Genomic DNA, 12,607 nt, shown 5'->3' with positions numbered 1-12,607 from the left:
ATCGGAGAATTATGAGTTTACGAGCAGTGAGGGAAGTTCTTAGTGAAGGATTGAAAAGAACGGAAGTTAATGAGATCTTTGCTCTAGCTGTTTGCTAATCGAACAAATTATATTTGTACTGATATCTCTTACCAAGGTAAACTCAACGAAGTTTAACTTGAGAGGAGATTCCCCTATGTTGTGAGGGCCTTTGTCAATTTGGAACCAATACATTAGATAAGGAACAGTCGCTGTATTAGTTGCAGCATCAATACGTTCCTGTGAACTGGTTCCCTAGGTCGGACGAAGCTTTTGAAATCGCGAAGCGCGACAACAGGCCTATCTTTCTATCTATTGAGTATAGCTAACGTTTATTGACCTACATGTACCTGTCATTGATGAGATGTTTGTGTGGGTCAATTTCTATAGAAGCTTCAGCTAATAGTATTAGTGGAAGTTATTCATTAGGATACAGGAACAACGTTCGTCATATTCATCCATTTTGTGGTATGATAAGACAGTTAATCTTGTGGCTTATGTTTAGAAAAGAATGCTGTTATTCGGGGTGACCATTACTAAAAATGAGCAATTCATTTTTTATATCCAATACTTCAACTAAATTTAAAATAAGTTTTTCTATTGCTGGCATGATAATATTGTGGGGCTCTATTTTTGCACTAAAAAAGTACACGCCTGATCTGAACCTTCATGAGGAACCCAGAATTCTTTACTATGCGATCCTTGTCACTCTTATTTCGGCTATGGGTTCTTTATTAGGAGTAATAATGATTTTGAGTCATTTAAATTACAAAAATAAAATCAATCAGTTTATATTGTTTTTGTTAATGGGCATCTTAATAGGCGTTAGTGTGTATAACAGCCTTACAAGAATTTTACTTATTACATTATTTGTAGATGCAATTATATTTTTTATAGTAGTTATATTGTTTAAAGTATACTCGACAATTACCACTATGATTGTTACCTCTTTCATATATTTGTTACTTATTCTGGGTAGTAGTGCATTGCTGTTTTTATTTGTCCCCAATTTCACAATTAATCTTAATAGTATACTCTATACTCTGATTACATTATTTCTAATTTTATATCGCTTAGTAGGAGTATGGGTTAATCAGTTTTTTATTTCTGTTGTTATGAGTCAGAAAAAAATTAAACACGAATACACTTCTGAGGTTCTAGTATCACATATCAACTTAATCTATATAGTAATTTTCATATTAATAAATTCTACTGGATTAATTTATAAGCAGGGAGATTACAATTTTTACAATGTACTTAATAATTGCTTTATTACTGCTATTGCGATTAATCAAGTTAATTGGCGAAGTTTTAAATTTTGATTTCATTAACTGTGTACACAGCCACATAACTGGGATGTTCGCGTGAATCAATTGTTAAGAAGCTTCTGCCAAAGGAACTGGCGGAGGCTTTTGTTTGAAAGTATAAGATTAGTGATCGCCATGTTTTCCCATTTAATAGTATAATAAAAACATGCTTCAAAAAGGCTATTTAAACACGATGATTTCGTTTAATCAATTGTATTCCTTATATTTATGAACTTCGTGAATAATACGTTATGTGAAATCAGCTTAAATAAGAGAGAAAGAGTGAGATAGATGATTCAAAGCAGATATTTATTTGTGTCTCGTGCAGGCAAAGTTATAAAGATCGCCCGACCTAAAGATCATAAGCATAAATCTGTTCCTCAATTAGCAGGTGAGGAAGTACTTGAAGTGATCTTATATTACAGGAATAAAGACAGGAAGCCGCATAAACTACTTATGGTGGAATTTGATAGATTTCATTTAGATTCGGACGGAAATTATAAACAGACAGAAGAAGATAGAAAAAGAGCTATTCATAATTTTCTTTCTTTTGGGATGGCTGATTTGCATGAAGGAATAGAAGTAGAAGATAAGCCACTACCTATACCTGTTGCGCCGATAATTCCGACGACTGCTGAGAAAAAATCATTATACGATTACATAAATGAGAAATTACCCAGTTTTTCAGATGATGCTCCTTATGTAGTGGAAAGTAAAATTAAAACTGCTAAAGAGAAATATGAAGAGTTTAAAAGCATGGCAAAGAAATCAAACAAGCTGTCTAAGTAGTTCGAAGAAGAAGCAGACATCACATAACATAATATTCACGCTGCGGACATTCGTCCTTGGCCCGGCATGCGCCGAACACCCAGCATATGCTGGGTCGTGAATACAGGAACATTATCTAAAAGATCTGCCCCAGAGAGAGTGAAAGTATTACATTTGCAACGTCCTGTTGCTCGAAGAAATTATACAGATTCATGGGTGGTGTTTTATGAATTCAGGATTTTATGGGAATACATTCGCAGTAATAATAGCAGTGGAAAATTATCAATTTAGAATCAAGACAGTTGATTATGCGAGGAATGATGCAATAGCATTTCAACAATGGCTTATAAATAATCTTAAAGTACCTCAAGAAAATATTAAGCTTTGGCTTGATGTTGATGCGACAAAATCCGCGCTTAATGAAGAACTTCAATATGAGATATCAAATCTTACTGAAAGTGATCGATTTATTTTCTATTATGCTGGTCATGGATTTTATGATGGAGGATATAACAAAATAACAACGTGGGACACTCACCCCAATAATATACAAGAAACTACTGTTTCACTAAACCGAATATTAATGGAGCCACTAAGAAACTCAAGATGTAATCAATGTTTGATATTTATAGATGCATGTGCGAGTTATATTGATGAGCAATTAGTTAGCAGAGATTTTATTGCTGATATGAATACCAAAGAGTTTAGCGATTTTGTGCGATCAAGCAATTATAGAGCTATGTTTCTGTCATGTTCACGTGGAGAGAAATCATACGGTAGTCCAGAACTAGGACATGGAATATGGACACATTTTCTGATAAAGGCATTAAATGGAGAAGCCCCCGAAGCAGTTGAACGTGAACGATTTATTACTAGCACATCATTGCAGAATTATTTAAGCAAAATAGTTCCGGATTATATTAAATCTAGTACAGACATAAGAGGAACTCAAAAACCATGGGCCGAAGTCTCTAGCTCAAATACATTTATTATTTTTGAAGTTTCAGGAGCTAGTTCTGAAGGAAGTAATAATTATATTGATTTTATATTTATTCCTGAAAGACTTATTATTGATTTTGAAAATGACTTGATAATTGCTCATCTTAGAGGTCTCGAGAATGATGGAAGACATTTTCCAATGTATGATTATGAAGGATTGAAAGAAATAGATGTAGAGGCGTATTGTATAAGGATTAGTAAGCTTAAGAATGAAATAAGAAAGATATTAGAAGAAATTATGGATTTTCTAATGGAGTACGAGTGGGAGAAAGAAGTTATATTTGAGAGAAGTGATGATAAATTCAACATTAGTGCATTTCTTTACGAAGATGACAAAACGAGAGAAATAACTGTTTCTCTGGGGCTATCCTTGAAAATTTCAGGTTTACACCCAATGGGTGATACAATATTTGATTCTGAATTCGACGTTGCTAATGATGAACTTAAAATATATACAGATTCTAGTGATTACAATTTAAAGGAAGTAGAGATTCAAGAAATCTTTTCGGATTGCTGGGGTGAAATTAGAAGATATTTTTTGCTTGAAAAGGAAATTGAGAAAGAATTATTAAATGAAATTGACGAGTAAATAGATATTCAGTTGAAATATATTATAACATTAGTAATTAAATGTGGGTCGACGTCCTGTCTTAATTCGGAGATGTAGGGCAGATTCATCAGATAACACCATATTCACGCTGTGGCTCCTGGCGGAGCCCTTGATCTGCCCGAGGCATTTCGAGGAAGTGAAGTCAGGCAGATAACCCTGCCAACCTAAGTCTTCAAGCGGACCCGGCCGGTCAAGCCGGCCTTAAGGTCCTCGGGTTCAAGAATACAAGAACGTTATACGACAGAATCAAAAGCAATAGGAAGGAGGATCATATGATCCTCTAGATGTTAGAATTTTTCAATTCACTAAAGAGTTGTAGAGCGTCTTTGAAACCTTGTATGTAGATGCTTCTTTCTAAGATGGATTGGAGAGAAATTTGAGCATCTTCGTACAGAAAAACCGTATGTTGAAGTTGATCGGGTAACGCTTCGCGAAGCGTTCTAAAGTATCGATCTGTCTCCGAAGAAAGCTGATTGTACTCCGTATGGTACTCCAGAAGCTCAGCAAAGAGTAATTCTAAACGTATTCTTATAAGTGGCTCTGTTAATGATTCTAGTGCATTAATCATATATTGTTCCTCCTTTAATTAACTTTATAGAGTTATTATATAACTTTACAGGGTTAATTACAAGGTGAATATTTGACTTTGTAGAGTTAAAACTTTGCTTTTCGTTGATGATTACTGATATGGGAGATAAGATAGAATTATGGAGGGAAAAAGATGACCGTAATCAAGTGCAATATAAGGGAACTCATGGCAGAACATCGAATAGATGATATAACAGAATTGATGGCGAAATCAGGATTGAGTCGGAATTCAATTAATAAGCTATATAGGGAAACGAATATAGAAACAACAAAGCTGGAGACTTTATTCAAGCTTTGCGATACATTTAACTGTAAATTATCTGATTTGATTGAATATCTACCTGGAGATAATCAATAGTGAGAGCAGATTCAAGGAGTGATTCCGTCGTATAACATAAATATTTAAGTTGTGGCTCCGTTGGAGCCGGGGGCTATGTGTACTCTTTAGATAGCCGATTTAATGATTCAACAAATTGAGACTTTGCCAATCGTAAGAAGGCTAAGTCTTTTTTTTCGTTTTCAAAATATATGAACGATCTCCTGACAATCTTCATTTTATCTCATCCAGCTTCTCCTCCCCACACAAAGGTTAAAATTTTATAAAAAAAGTTCAAAACCAGCAAAGACCTTTCCCGGCCTGGAATGATACCATGTGTTTGCACATAAAAAAAGGAGAGGCACTCGTTGCCTCACTTATGTAAGCGCTATCTAACTTCTAGTCTAATCAGCACTGACCTGAGGATTTTGCAAAATCCTTACCTTCAAATGACCTGCATTACATGAGGAAAGGGGAACTTCATATGAAAAAAGGAGCTGTTGTCGTATGGCTTCTGGTTTTGGCCCTGATGCTTTCGGCTTGCAATCTGGCGGAGAGTGGAACGGGCAGCAAGGAAAAAGGCTATGTGGGCATTTCCATGCCGACCAAATCGTCCGAGCGTTGGGTAGGGGACGGAGAAAATATGGTTCGGTTGTTTCAGGAGCAAGGCTATAAAACGGATTTACAGTACGCTGAGGACGTGGTGGAAAACCAAATCTCCCAAATCGAAAATATGATCACCAAGGGCGTCAATGTTATGGTGATCGCTTCGGTCGACGGGAACACGCTGACGGATGTGATTCAGAAGGCACACGATCGAGGCATTCAGGTCATTTCTTACGACCGTCTGATTCGCAACACACCGTATTTAACGTATTATGCGACCTTCGATAACTTTAAGGTGGGCGTGCTACAGGCGGCGTATATTGAGAAAAAGCTGGGACTCAAGGAAGGCAAAGGCCCTTTCAATATCGAGCTGTTCGGCGGTTCACCGGATGATAATAATGCTTATTTTTTCTTTAATGGTGCGATGTCCGTACTGAAACCTTATATTGATTCCGGTAAGCTGGTCGTGCGCAGCAAACAGATGACGATGGCGCAGATCGCTACACTGCGGTGGGACGGAGCTTTAGCGCAGTCGCGGATGGATAATCTGCTGAGTGCCTACTATTCGGGGGCCAATCTGGACGCGGTACTATCCCCTTATGATGGAATCAGTATTGGTATCATTTCATCCCTGAAAGGGGTCGGATATGGATCAGCGAACAAGCCGCTACCGATCATTACGGGGCAGGATGCGGAGCTGGCTTCCATCAAGTCTATTGTGGCCGGGGAGCAGACGCAAACTATATTTAAGGATACCCGCAAGTTGGCTGAGCAAACGGTCGTAATGGCCAACAGCATTTTACAGGGCAAGCAAGCGAAAGTAAATGACACGGAATCCTATAACAACGGTAAAAAGGTCATTCCTGCTTACTTGCTTGATCCGATCTCGGTGGATCGGACGAATGTGGAGAAGGATATTGTCGGCAGTCACTATTACACCAAAGAACAAATCGGACTGAAATAAGAGTAAGAATCCAACCGAAAGGAGCGTATCCCATGACTGGAATCATTTTGGAAATGAAGGGAATTACCAAAACCTTTCCCGGCGTAAAGGCACTGGAAAATGTAAATCTCAAGGTCAAGGAAGGCGAAATCCATTCCCTGTGCGGTGAGAACGGCGCGGGCAAATCGACGCTGATGAAGGTACTAAGCGGTGTATATCCGCATGGAACCTACGAAGGGGATATTGTTTTCCAGGGCAAAACGTGTGAGTTCAAGGATATCAAGCAGAGCGAGGAATTGGGCATTGTCATTATCCATCAGGAGCTAGCGCTGATCCCGTATCTCTCGATTGCGGAAAATATTTATCTGGGCAACGAACGCGCCAACGGCGGCGTGATTGATTGGAAAGAGACTTTTGTAGGGACACGCGAGCTACTGTCCAAGGTCGGTTTGAGTGAAAATCCCAATACATTAGTGACGAACATCGGGGTCGGGAAGCAACAACTGGTCGAAATTGCGAAAGCGCTCTCTAAAAAGGTAAAGCTGCTTATTCTCGATGAACCGACAGCGGCGTTGAATGAAGATGATAGTGAAAATCTGCTTAATTTGATGCTGGAATTTAAAAGACAGGGCATTTCCTGCATTCTCATCTCTCATAAGCTGAATGAGGTCGCAAAGGTGTCAGATTCGATCACGATTTTGCGGGACGGGAAGACGATTGAGACACTGGATATGAAAAAGGATGAGGTTACAGAGGATCGGATCATCAGTGGGATGGTTGGACGTGATCTGACCAGCCGTTATCCAGAGCGTCATGCCGAGATTGGCAAGGTCGTTTTGGAAGTGAAGGATTGGACGGTGTATCACGAGCATCATGCAGACCGTAAGGTGCTGGATCAGGTGAATTTGAACATTCGTCGCGGTGAAATTGTCGGTATAGCCGGGCTGATGGGGGCGGGACGGACCGAGCTGGCGATGAGCATTTTTGGCAAGTCGTATGGACGCAACATTTCCGGTCAGCTGATTAAAGACGGCAAGCCGATCCAGAACAATACGGTTACGGACGCGATCAACAACGGCTTTGCCTATGTAACAGAGGATCGCAAGGAGTATGGCCTCATCCTAATGGATGATATCAAGCGTAATATTTCGCTGACTGGCCTGAACAAGCTGACGAAGGGCGCTGTCGTCAATGAGCAGGAGGAAGTCGTCATTGCAGAGGAAATGAAAAAAAGCATGAATATCAAAGCGCCGAGCATTTTACAGAAAACAGGTAATTTGAGTGGCGGCAATCAGCAGAAGGTGGTGCTGAGCAAATGGATTTTCGCCGGACCGGATATTCTGATTCTGGATGAGCCGACACGCGGCATTGATGTGGGCGCCAAATATGAAATTTATACGATTATTCATCGACTTGCCGCTGAAGGCAAGGGAGTGCTGGTCATTTCGTCCGAGCTGCCAGAGGTACTGGGCTTGTGTGACCGGATTTACGTCATGAATGCTGGGCGGATCACTGGAGAGGTTGGCCGTGAGGACGCGTCGCAGGAAACGTTGATGAGATATATGACCAAGTCAGGAGGCGTGAAGCATGGAAACCATAACTAAATTATTTAAAAATAACATCCGCCAATATGGCATGATGATTGCGCTGGTCGTCATTATGATTTTGTTCGAGGTGCTGACGGGCGGCCTGCTGTTGAAGCCGATTAATATTACAAATCTGATTCTGCAAAACAGCTATATTCTCGTGCTGGCCATCGGGATGGTGCTGGTCATCATCACTGGGCATATTGATTTGTCCGTCGGCTCCATAGCCGCTTTTGTCGGTGCGGTTGCCGCCATAATGATGGTCGATTGGCAGCTTCCAGCGTGGATCGCTGTGATTGCATCTTTGCTGGTCGGAGCATTAATCGGCGCATGGCAAGGGTTCTGGGTCGCTTATGTACGGATTCCGGCATTTATCGTTACATTGGCGGGGATGTTGCTCTTCCGCGGATTGACAATGATCGTGCTGGAAGGCCAATCGATCTCTCCATTTCCGGGGGGCTTCCAGAAAATCAGCTCAGGCTTCCTGCCGGATTTTTCATCTACCGGTTATAACCTGGTATCGATCATTGTCGGCATTGCACTCACGGTATGGTTTATCGTGAACGAAATTCGTGAGCGTCGTTCTCAGCTTAAATATGGATTTGAGGTTCCGTCACAGACTTTATTTGTACTCAAGCTGATTGTGGTAGCTGCGGTCATCAATCTGTTCACCTTCATGCTCGCGAGCTACGCGGGGATTCCTAACATTCTCGTATTGCTGTTCATACTGATCGTTGTATACTCCTTCGTCATGAACCGCACGATTATGGGCCGGCATGTGTATGCGTTGGGTGGAAATGAAAAGGCAGCGGGTCTGTCCGGTGTCAAAACGAAAAAAGTAACGTTCTGGGTATTCGTCAATATGGGCGTGCTGGCTGCCATTTCCGGTCTGATCTTTGCTGCACGTCTGAACGCGGCTACGCCGAGAGCGGGTACGAACTTTGAGCTGGATGCCATCGCAGCCTGCTTTATCGGTGGAGCTTCCGCATCCGGCGGGATCGGAACCGTTTTTGGAGCCATTATCGGTGGTTTGGTCATGGGCGTACTGAATAACGGTATGTCTCTGATCGGTCTGGGTATTGACTGGCAGCAAGGAATCAAGGGCTTGGTACTGCTGCTGGCGGTTGCCTTCGATATTTACAACAAAAACAAAAGATCTGCTTAAGCTCAGATTCGATATCGTAAAACAAGAAAACCTCCAGTTCCACTAGAAATGTGGATGCTGGAGGTTTTCTTGCTTGTTGGGTCTTGTGGCTATCAGCCAACGAAACTAAGTCGTGACCATTTGGCCGCCGTTTATATGCAGCGTTTGTCCTGTAATGTAGGAACCGTCATCCGAAGCCAGCAACACATAGGCAGGAGCCAATTCATAAGGCTGCCCGGCACGCTTCATTGGTGTATTGCTGCCGAAGGTGCGAATGACTTCAGGCGACTGTGTGGCCGGATTCAGCGGAGTCCAGATCGGACCGGGGGCAATGGCATTCACGCGAATGCCCTGATCGACCAGATTATTAGCCAGAGCGCGGGTGAAGCTGACAATGGCTCCTTTGCTAGCTGAATAGTCGATCAGATTCTTTTGCCCAACATAAGCTGTAACCGATGCCGTATTAACGATGCTAGCCCCAGACCGCATATACGGCAAGGCTTCTGTAGTCATATGGAAGAAGGAAATAATATTCGTATCAAACGTATCACGAAGCTGCTGTTCGCTGATATCCAGATACGATTCGCGCACAAACTGAACACCCATATTATTAATGAGGATATCAATACGACCGAAGGTGTCCATCGTTTGTTGAACAACCAGACAGCAGTTGCTTTTTAGCCTTAGATCGCCCGGAACTAACAAACAACGTCTGCCAAGCCTGTGAATCACATCACGGGTTTCCATAGCATCCCGATGCTCATCGAGATAGGCGATGACCAGGTCGGCCCCTTCTTTGGCAAAAGCCACAGCAACCGCACGACCAATACCGCTGTCTCCGCCACTAATAATAGCCACCCGATCCAGAAGCTTTCCGGTGCCGATATACTTTGGATTATCATAAATAGGGCGTGGAACCATAAGGTATTCCAACCCCGGCTGTCTATACTGATGCTGGGGAGGAAAAGCTATCGGAACTTCTTTACATTGGGTTTCTGTACCATAATAAGGATATTGCCAATTCATTGATAATCCCTTCTTTAGGCGTTTTGAAATCCAATATATTCAAAATGGGCGCAAGCGGTGACTCTGGATTATCGCCTTATGCCGAAATCGTCGCTCCATCTGCTGGAATATGGACGCGCCCCTCCAAACCTTCACGGTTGATATGTTCCGTAAGCTCGGAGCGAGTTAGTAGACAATGGTTGATCGCTTCCATGTGGACAGCCACAATTTGTGTATAAGAGGCATGCTGCGCAACAGCCGTTACATCTTGGGCAGTCATAATAATGGGATCACCTACCGTAAACCGTGCTCCTCCAGCATTCACAATTGTCCACTCAGGACGGTATTTATCCAGTGTTTCCACGACTTCACTGCACCAGATCGTATCCCCGGCCAAATAGATGACAGGTTCACCTGGTGCCTGAAACACAAAGCCGGATACGGGTCCCATCTGTTCCCCGATTTCTCCGGTGCCGTGATGCCCGGCTGTACGGATAATCTCAATTTCTCCCACAGAACCAGCTACCCAAATCGGAGTAATCTGTGTAAAACCGTCAGCAGTAATTTGTTCTTCATTTCCGGGCTGGCAGAAGAGGGGAATTTGTTTATCCAACCAGCGTACTGCTGCCGGGTCCCAATGATCGGGATGCAAATGTGTGACGATCACAACGTCAGGCTGTCCGAGTGCCTGCCATTGCGGCGGCAAGGGAACCAGCGGATTACGGCGGGCATTTTCCGTATTGGGAACCGGCGGGTTTGCGCCAGCATCACTTAACATTGGATCAATCAGAAATTTTACTCCAGCGTATTCGATCCATAAGGTTGCGTTGCGGATTAGTGTGATTTTCATCTATGGAAGCTCCTTTGGTAGTGAATGTTTTTTGACAGGGTGTATTTTCGATGGTTCTTTGTTTCTGTTACAATCATATCTGACGCAAGGAGCTACAGGCTACGGCCTACTGAAAGGAAAACCAGCATTATCGTTTCATCATGAAAGGAAAAATAACTATGGAACTATTCGTACCTGATGACACCGATTTGCGCATTCTTCATCATTTAATTGAAGACAGCTCTTTATCACACAAGGAGATCGGTCAGCTTGTTCACTTGACGGGCCAAGCAGTAGGGGCGCGTGTTCGAAAAATGCAGGATGCGGGCATTATCGAGGGCTATACGCTGCGCTGGAACCCTGAAAAAATAGGACAGACGATTCATGCCTTTATTACGGTTTTTTTGAATTCAGGAACAACTCACAGTGCTTTCCAGGCTTTTGCACGGGAGCATCCCTATATTGTCGAAATCCATCGAGTGAGTGGGGAAGGCTGTTATTGGATGCGCTTGCGCATGTCATCACAGGCAGAGTTAAATACCATGCTGGATGAGCTTACGAAGTTTGGTAATTACAAATTGAGTTTTTCCATTGGTGAGATTTAACGTTAAAAGCTTTCGGCGTTTGTGCCGAAAGCTTTTATATTTGGGCGAGGGCTATCGAGGTCAACGTCATAGGCTCATTTTAAAAATATGCTGCAAGCCGTGTTGTCCCATTTTAGTGTTGCCTTCATCGATAAAGCCGCATTTGCGATACAGACTTTGGGCAGGCAGATTACGGGCATTGACGCCCAGTACAATCTCGCGAATATGTGGGAAGTGTCTGGCGATGAACTGTGGTAATTTAACGTACTATATCATCTAGTTTGCTAAAAAAAGAAACCTGAACTCGCCTTGCTTACGTATTACTCATACATAAACTAGCATAGTCAAAAGGAGACGTCTACGGGTATGAAGCAGCTTACAGAATATCGGGAAAGCCAGGACGTATTGCGTCATGAGCTGAAGAATATTGAAAAATGGGAGAAGGAGCAGAAGGACATATTTTTCTGGGAAAAAATCGGCAGATGGCCTTTTATGCTGCTGGATCGGCTGACGCCCAAAATCATTAAAGACAAGCTGGAGCAACTGCTTAACGAGCTGGGCAGTTTCATTCAGAACGGCGGCAAATATTTGGTGAAGGAAGAAACGGTTCTGAACAGGCTGAACAAGACGGCCCATGAACATGTCATTCAGCAAAATGGCGCAGATTCCGCTTCAGATACGCAGGACCTGCTTCGTGCCGGGAAAAACGCTGATTCGGAACATAGTGCCGAACCTATGTGGGAGTTGAAGCAGGCGGCTGAGCTCCCGCTAACAATCATGGATCGGACTGCTGACGAGATGACGTCGGGTCGCATTACCTTTGCCACCGCTCAGGGAGCAACAACGGGGATTGGCGGTGTGTTTACGATTGCGGCGGATATTCCTCTTTTGCTCGGCTTGTCACTCAAAGTGCTTCAGGAAATAGCCTTGTGCTATGGCTTTAATCCCCATGATAAGCAGGAACGCATTTTTATTATTAAATGTATGCAATTTGCTTCATCTGATATTGTGGGTAAAAAGGCTGTATTAGAGGAGCTGGCTTTGTTCGATGATCCTTCACGTCAGGCACAGGTTTTTTCCCAGATGCAGGGATGGAGAGAGGTCATTAACACCTATCGTGATCAGTTTGGATGGAAAAAGCTGCTTCAAATGGTCCCGATTGCGGGTATTTTGTTCGGCTCCATCGCGAATCGAAGCGCTATTAGTGATGTAGCTGAAGCAGGGAAAATGCTCTATCGGAAGCGTCGGATTTTAATGCGTTTGGCAGAAGTAGAGAGTGAGGAATTACGTTAGTTGGGTATAAA

12 protein-coding genes and 1 pseudogene are annotated in these 12,607 nt (G+C 42.7%); 9 read left to right on the top strand and 4 right to left on the bottom strand.

All coding sequences use genetic code 11. From position 1 onward, the window contains the following. Positions 1 to 239: 239 nt before the first annotated feature. The 3 genes from AC5ELV_RS16605 (at position 240) to AC5ELV_RS16595 (ending at position 3,681) form a co-directional block, all read left to right on the top strand. Entirely contained in the window at positions 240 to 347 is a 108-nt protein-coding gene (locus AC5ELV_RS16605; protein ID WP_223822022.1) for a DUF255 domain-containing protein, read from the top strand. 1,269 nt (positions 348 to 1,616) lie between these two features. Then, positions 1,617 to 2,114 (top strand): hypothetical protein, encoded by a 498-nt coding sequence (locus tag AC5ELV_RS16600; protein WP_190298765.1) that lies wholly within the window; start codon positions 1,617 to 1,619, stop codon positions 2,112 to 2,114. A 205-nt stretch (positions 2,115 to 2,319) separates the two neighbouring features. After that, positions 2,320 to 3,681, top strand: a complete 1,362-nt coding sequence (locus AC5ELV_RS16595) for a caspase family protein (protein WP_190298766.1) — start codon at positions 2,320 to 2,322, stop codon at positions 3,679 to 3,681. A gap of 301 nt (positions 3,682 to 3,982) precedes the next feature. On the opposite strand, the gene AC5ELV_RS16590 is transcribed toward AC5ELV_RS16595, so the two are convergent. Beyond that, entirely contained in the window at positions 3,983 to 4,270 is a 288-nt protein-coding gene (locus tag AC5ELV_RS16590) for a DUF6809 family protein (protein ID WP_007431381.1), read from the bottom strand. Positions 4,271 to 4,423: 153 nt separating this feature from the next. Between AC5ELV_RS16590 and AC5ELV_RS16585 the strand changes: the two genes are divergently transcribed. From AC5ELV_RS16585 to mmsB, 4 genes are all read left to right on the top strand, one after another. Further along, positions 4,424 to 4,648: a helix-turn-helix domain-containing protein gene (locus AC5ELV_RS16585; protein WP_069291285.1), complete on the top strand. Its 225-nt coding sequence runs from the start codon at positions 4,424 to 4,426 to the stop codon at positions 4,646 to 4,648. A gap of 442 nt (positions 4,649 to 5,090) precedes the next feature. After that, a complete protein-coding gene (gene chvE / locus AC5ELV_RS16580; RefSeq protein WP_493431047.1) occupies positions 5,091 to 6,176 on the top strand; it encodes a multiple monosaccharide ABC transporter substrate-binding protein in 1,086 nt (361 codons plus the stop codon). A gap of 32 nt (positions 6,177 to 6,208) precedes the next feature. Beyond that, entirely contained in the window at positions 6,209 to 7,759 is a 1,551-nt protein-coding gene (gene mmsA / locus AC5ELV_RS16575) for a multiple monosaccharide ABC transporter ATP-binding protein (protein WP_493431046.1), read from the top strand. Further along, the gene (gene mmsB, locus AC5ELV_RS16570) at positions 7,743 to 8,906 is read left to right on the top strand and encodes a multiple monosaccharide ABC transporter permease (protein WP_068938496.1); all 1,164 of its coding nucleotides are present in this window, start codon (positions 7,743 to 7,745) and stop codon (positions 8,904 to 8,906) included. Before mmsA ends, mmsB begins: the two co-directional genes overlap by 17 nt. A 105-nt stretch (positions 8,907 to 9,011) precedes the next feature. Here the strand turns inward: mmsB and AC5ELV_RS16565 are convergent, their stop codons facing one another. Together AC5ELV_RS16565 and AC5ELV_RS16560 are read right to left on the bottom strand one after the other, a co-directional pair. Then, positions 9,012 to 9,911, bottom strand: coding sequence for an SDR family oxidoreductase (locus AC5ELV_RS16565; RefSeq protein ID WP_493431045.1), 900 nt, complete (start codon positions 9,909 to 9,911; stop codon positions 9,012 to 9,014). 76 nt (positions 9,912 to 9,987) lie between these two features. Further along, complete coding sequence (locus AC5ELV_RS16560) at positions 9,988 to 10,740, bottom strand: MBL fold metallo-hydrolase (protein WP_493431044.1); 753 nt, start codon at positions 10,738 to 10,740, stop codon at positions 9,988 to 9,990. 158 nt (positions 10,741 to 10,898) lie between these two features. Between AC5ELV_RS16560 and AC5ELV_RS16555 the strand changes: the two genes are divergently transcribed. Then, positions 10,899 to 11,324, top strand: coding sequence for an Lrp/AsnC family transcriptional regulator (locus tag AC5ELV_RS16555; protein ID WP_025720601.1), 426 nt, complete (start codon positions 10,899 to 10,901; stop codon positions 11,322 to 11,324). A gap of 66 nt (positions 11,325 to 11,390) precedes the next feature. On the opposite strand, the pseudogene AC5ELV_RS16550 reads toward AC5ELV_RS16555, so the two are convergent. Then, positions 11,391 to 11,561: pseudogene (locus AC5ELV_RS16550) on the bottom strand (GNAT family N-acetyltransferase); the annotation flags it as partial. A 108-nt stretch (positions 11,562 to 11,669) separates the two neighbouring features. On the opposite strand from AC5ELV_RS16550, the gene AC5ELV_RS16545 reads away from it, so the two are divergent. Next, positions 11,670 to 12,596: an EcsC family protein gene (locus tag AC5ELV_RS16545; protein ID WP_493431043.1), complete on the top strand. Its 927-nt coding sequence runs from the start codon at positions 11,670 to 11,672 to the stop codon at positions 12,594 to 12,596. The last annotated feature ends 11 nt before the right edge of the window (positions 12,597 to 12,607 follow it).

This window comes from Paenibacillus sp. NMA1017, from assembly GCF_058895805.1.
Note: the sequence above shows the minus strand (reverse complement) of the source record. Positions and strands in the feature narration are given on the sequence as shown.

Coding starts and splice junctions, on each gene's coding strand:
- AC5ELV_RS16600 (WP_190298765.1), top strand. CDS start 1,617: ATGATTCAAAGCAGATATTTATTTGTGTCTCGTGCAGGCAAAGTTATA.
- AC5ELV_RS16595 (WP_190298766.1), top strand. CDS start 2,320: ATGAATTCAGGATTTTATGGGAATACATTCGCAGTAATAATAGCAGTG.
- AC5ELV_RS16590 (WP_007431381.1), bottom strand. CDS start 4,270: ATGATTAATGCACTAGAATCATTAACAGAGCCACTTATAAGAATACGT.
- AC5ELV_RS16585 (WP_069291285.1), top strand. CDS start 4,424: ATGACCGTAATCAAGTGCAATATAAGGGAACTCATGGCAGAACATCGA.
- chvE (WP_493431047.1), top strand. CDS start 5,091: ATGAAAAAAGGAGCTGTTGTCGTATGGCTTCTGGTTTTGGCCCTGATG.
- mmsA (WP_493431046.1), top strand. CDS start 6,209: ATGACTGGAATCATTTTGGAAATGAAGGGAATTACCAAAACCTTTCCC.
- mmsB (WP_068938496.1), top strand. CDS start 7,743: ATGGAAACCATAACTAAATTATTTAAAAATAACATCCGCCAATATGGC.
- AC5ELV_RS16565 (WP_493431045.1), bottom strand. CDS start 9,911: ATGAATTGGCAATATCCTTATTATGGTACAGAAACCCAATGTAAAGAA.
- AC5ELV_RS16560 (WP_493431044.1), bottom strand. CDS start 10,740: ATGAAAATCACACTAATCCGCAACGCAACCTTATGGATCGAATACGCT.
- AC5ELV_RS16555 (WP_025720601.1), top strand. CDS start 10,899: ATGGAACTATTCGTACCTGATGACACCGATTTGCGCATTCTTCATCAT.
- AC5ELV_RS16545 (WP_493431043.1), top strand. CDS start 11,670: ATGAAGCAGCTTACAGAATATCGGGAAAGCCAGGACGTATTGCGTCAT.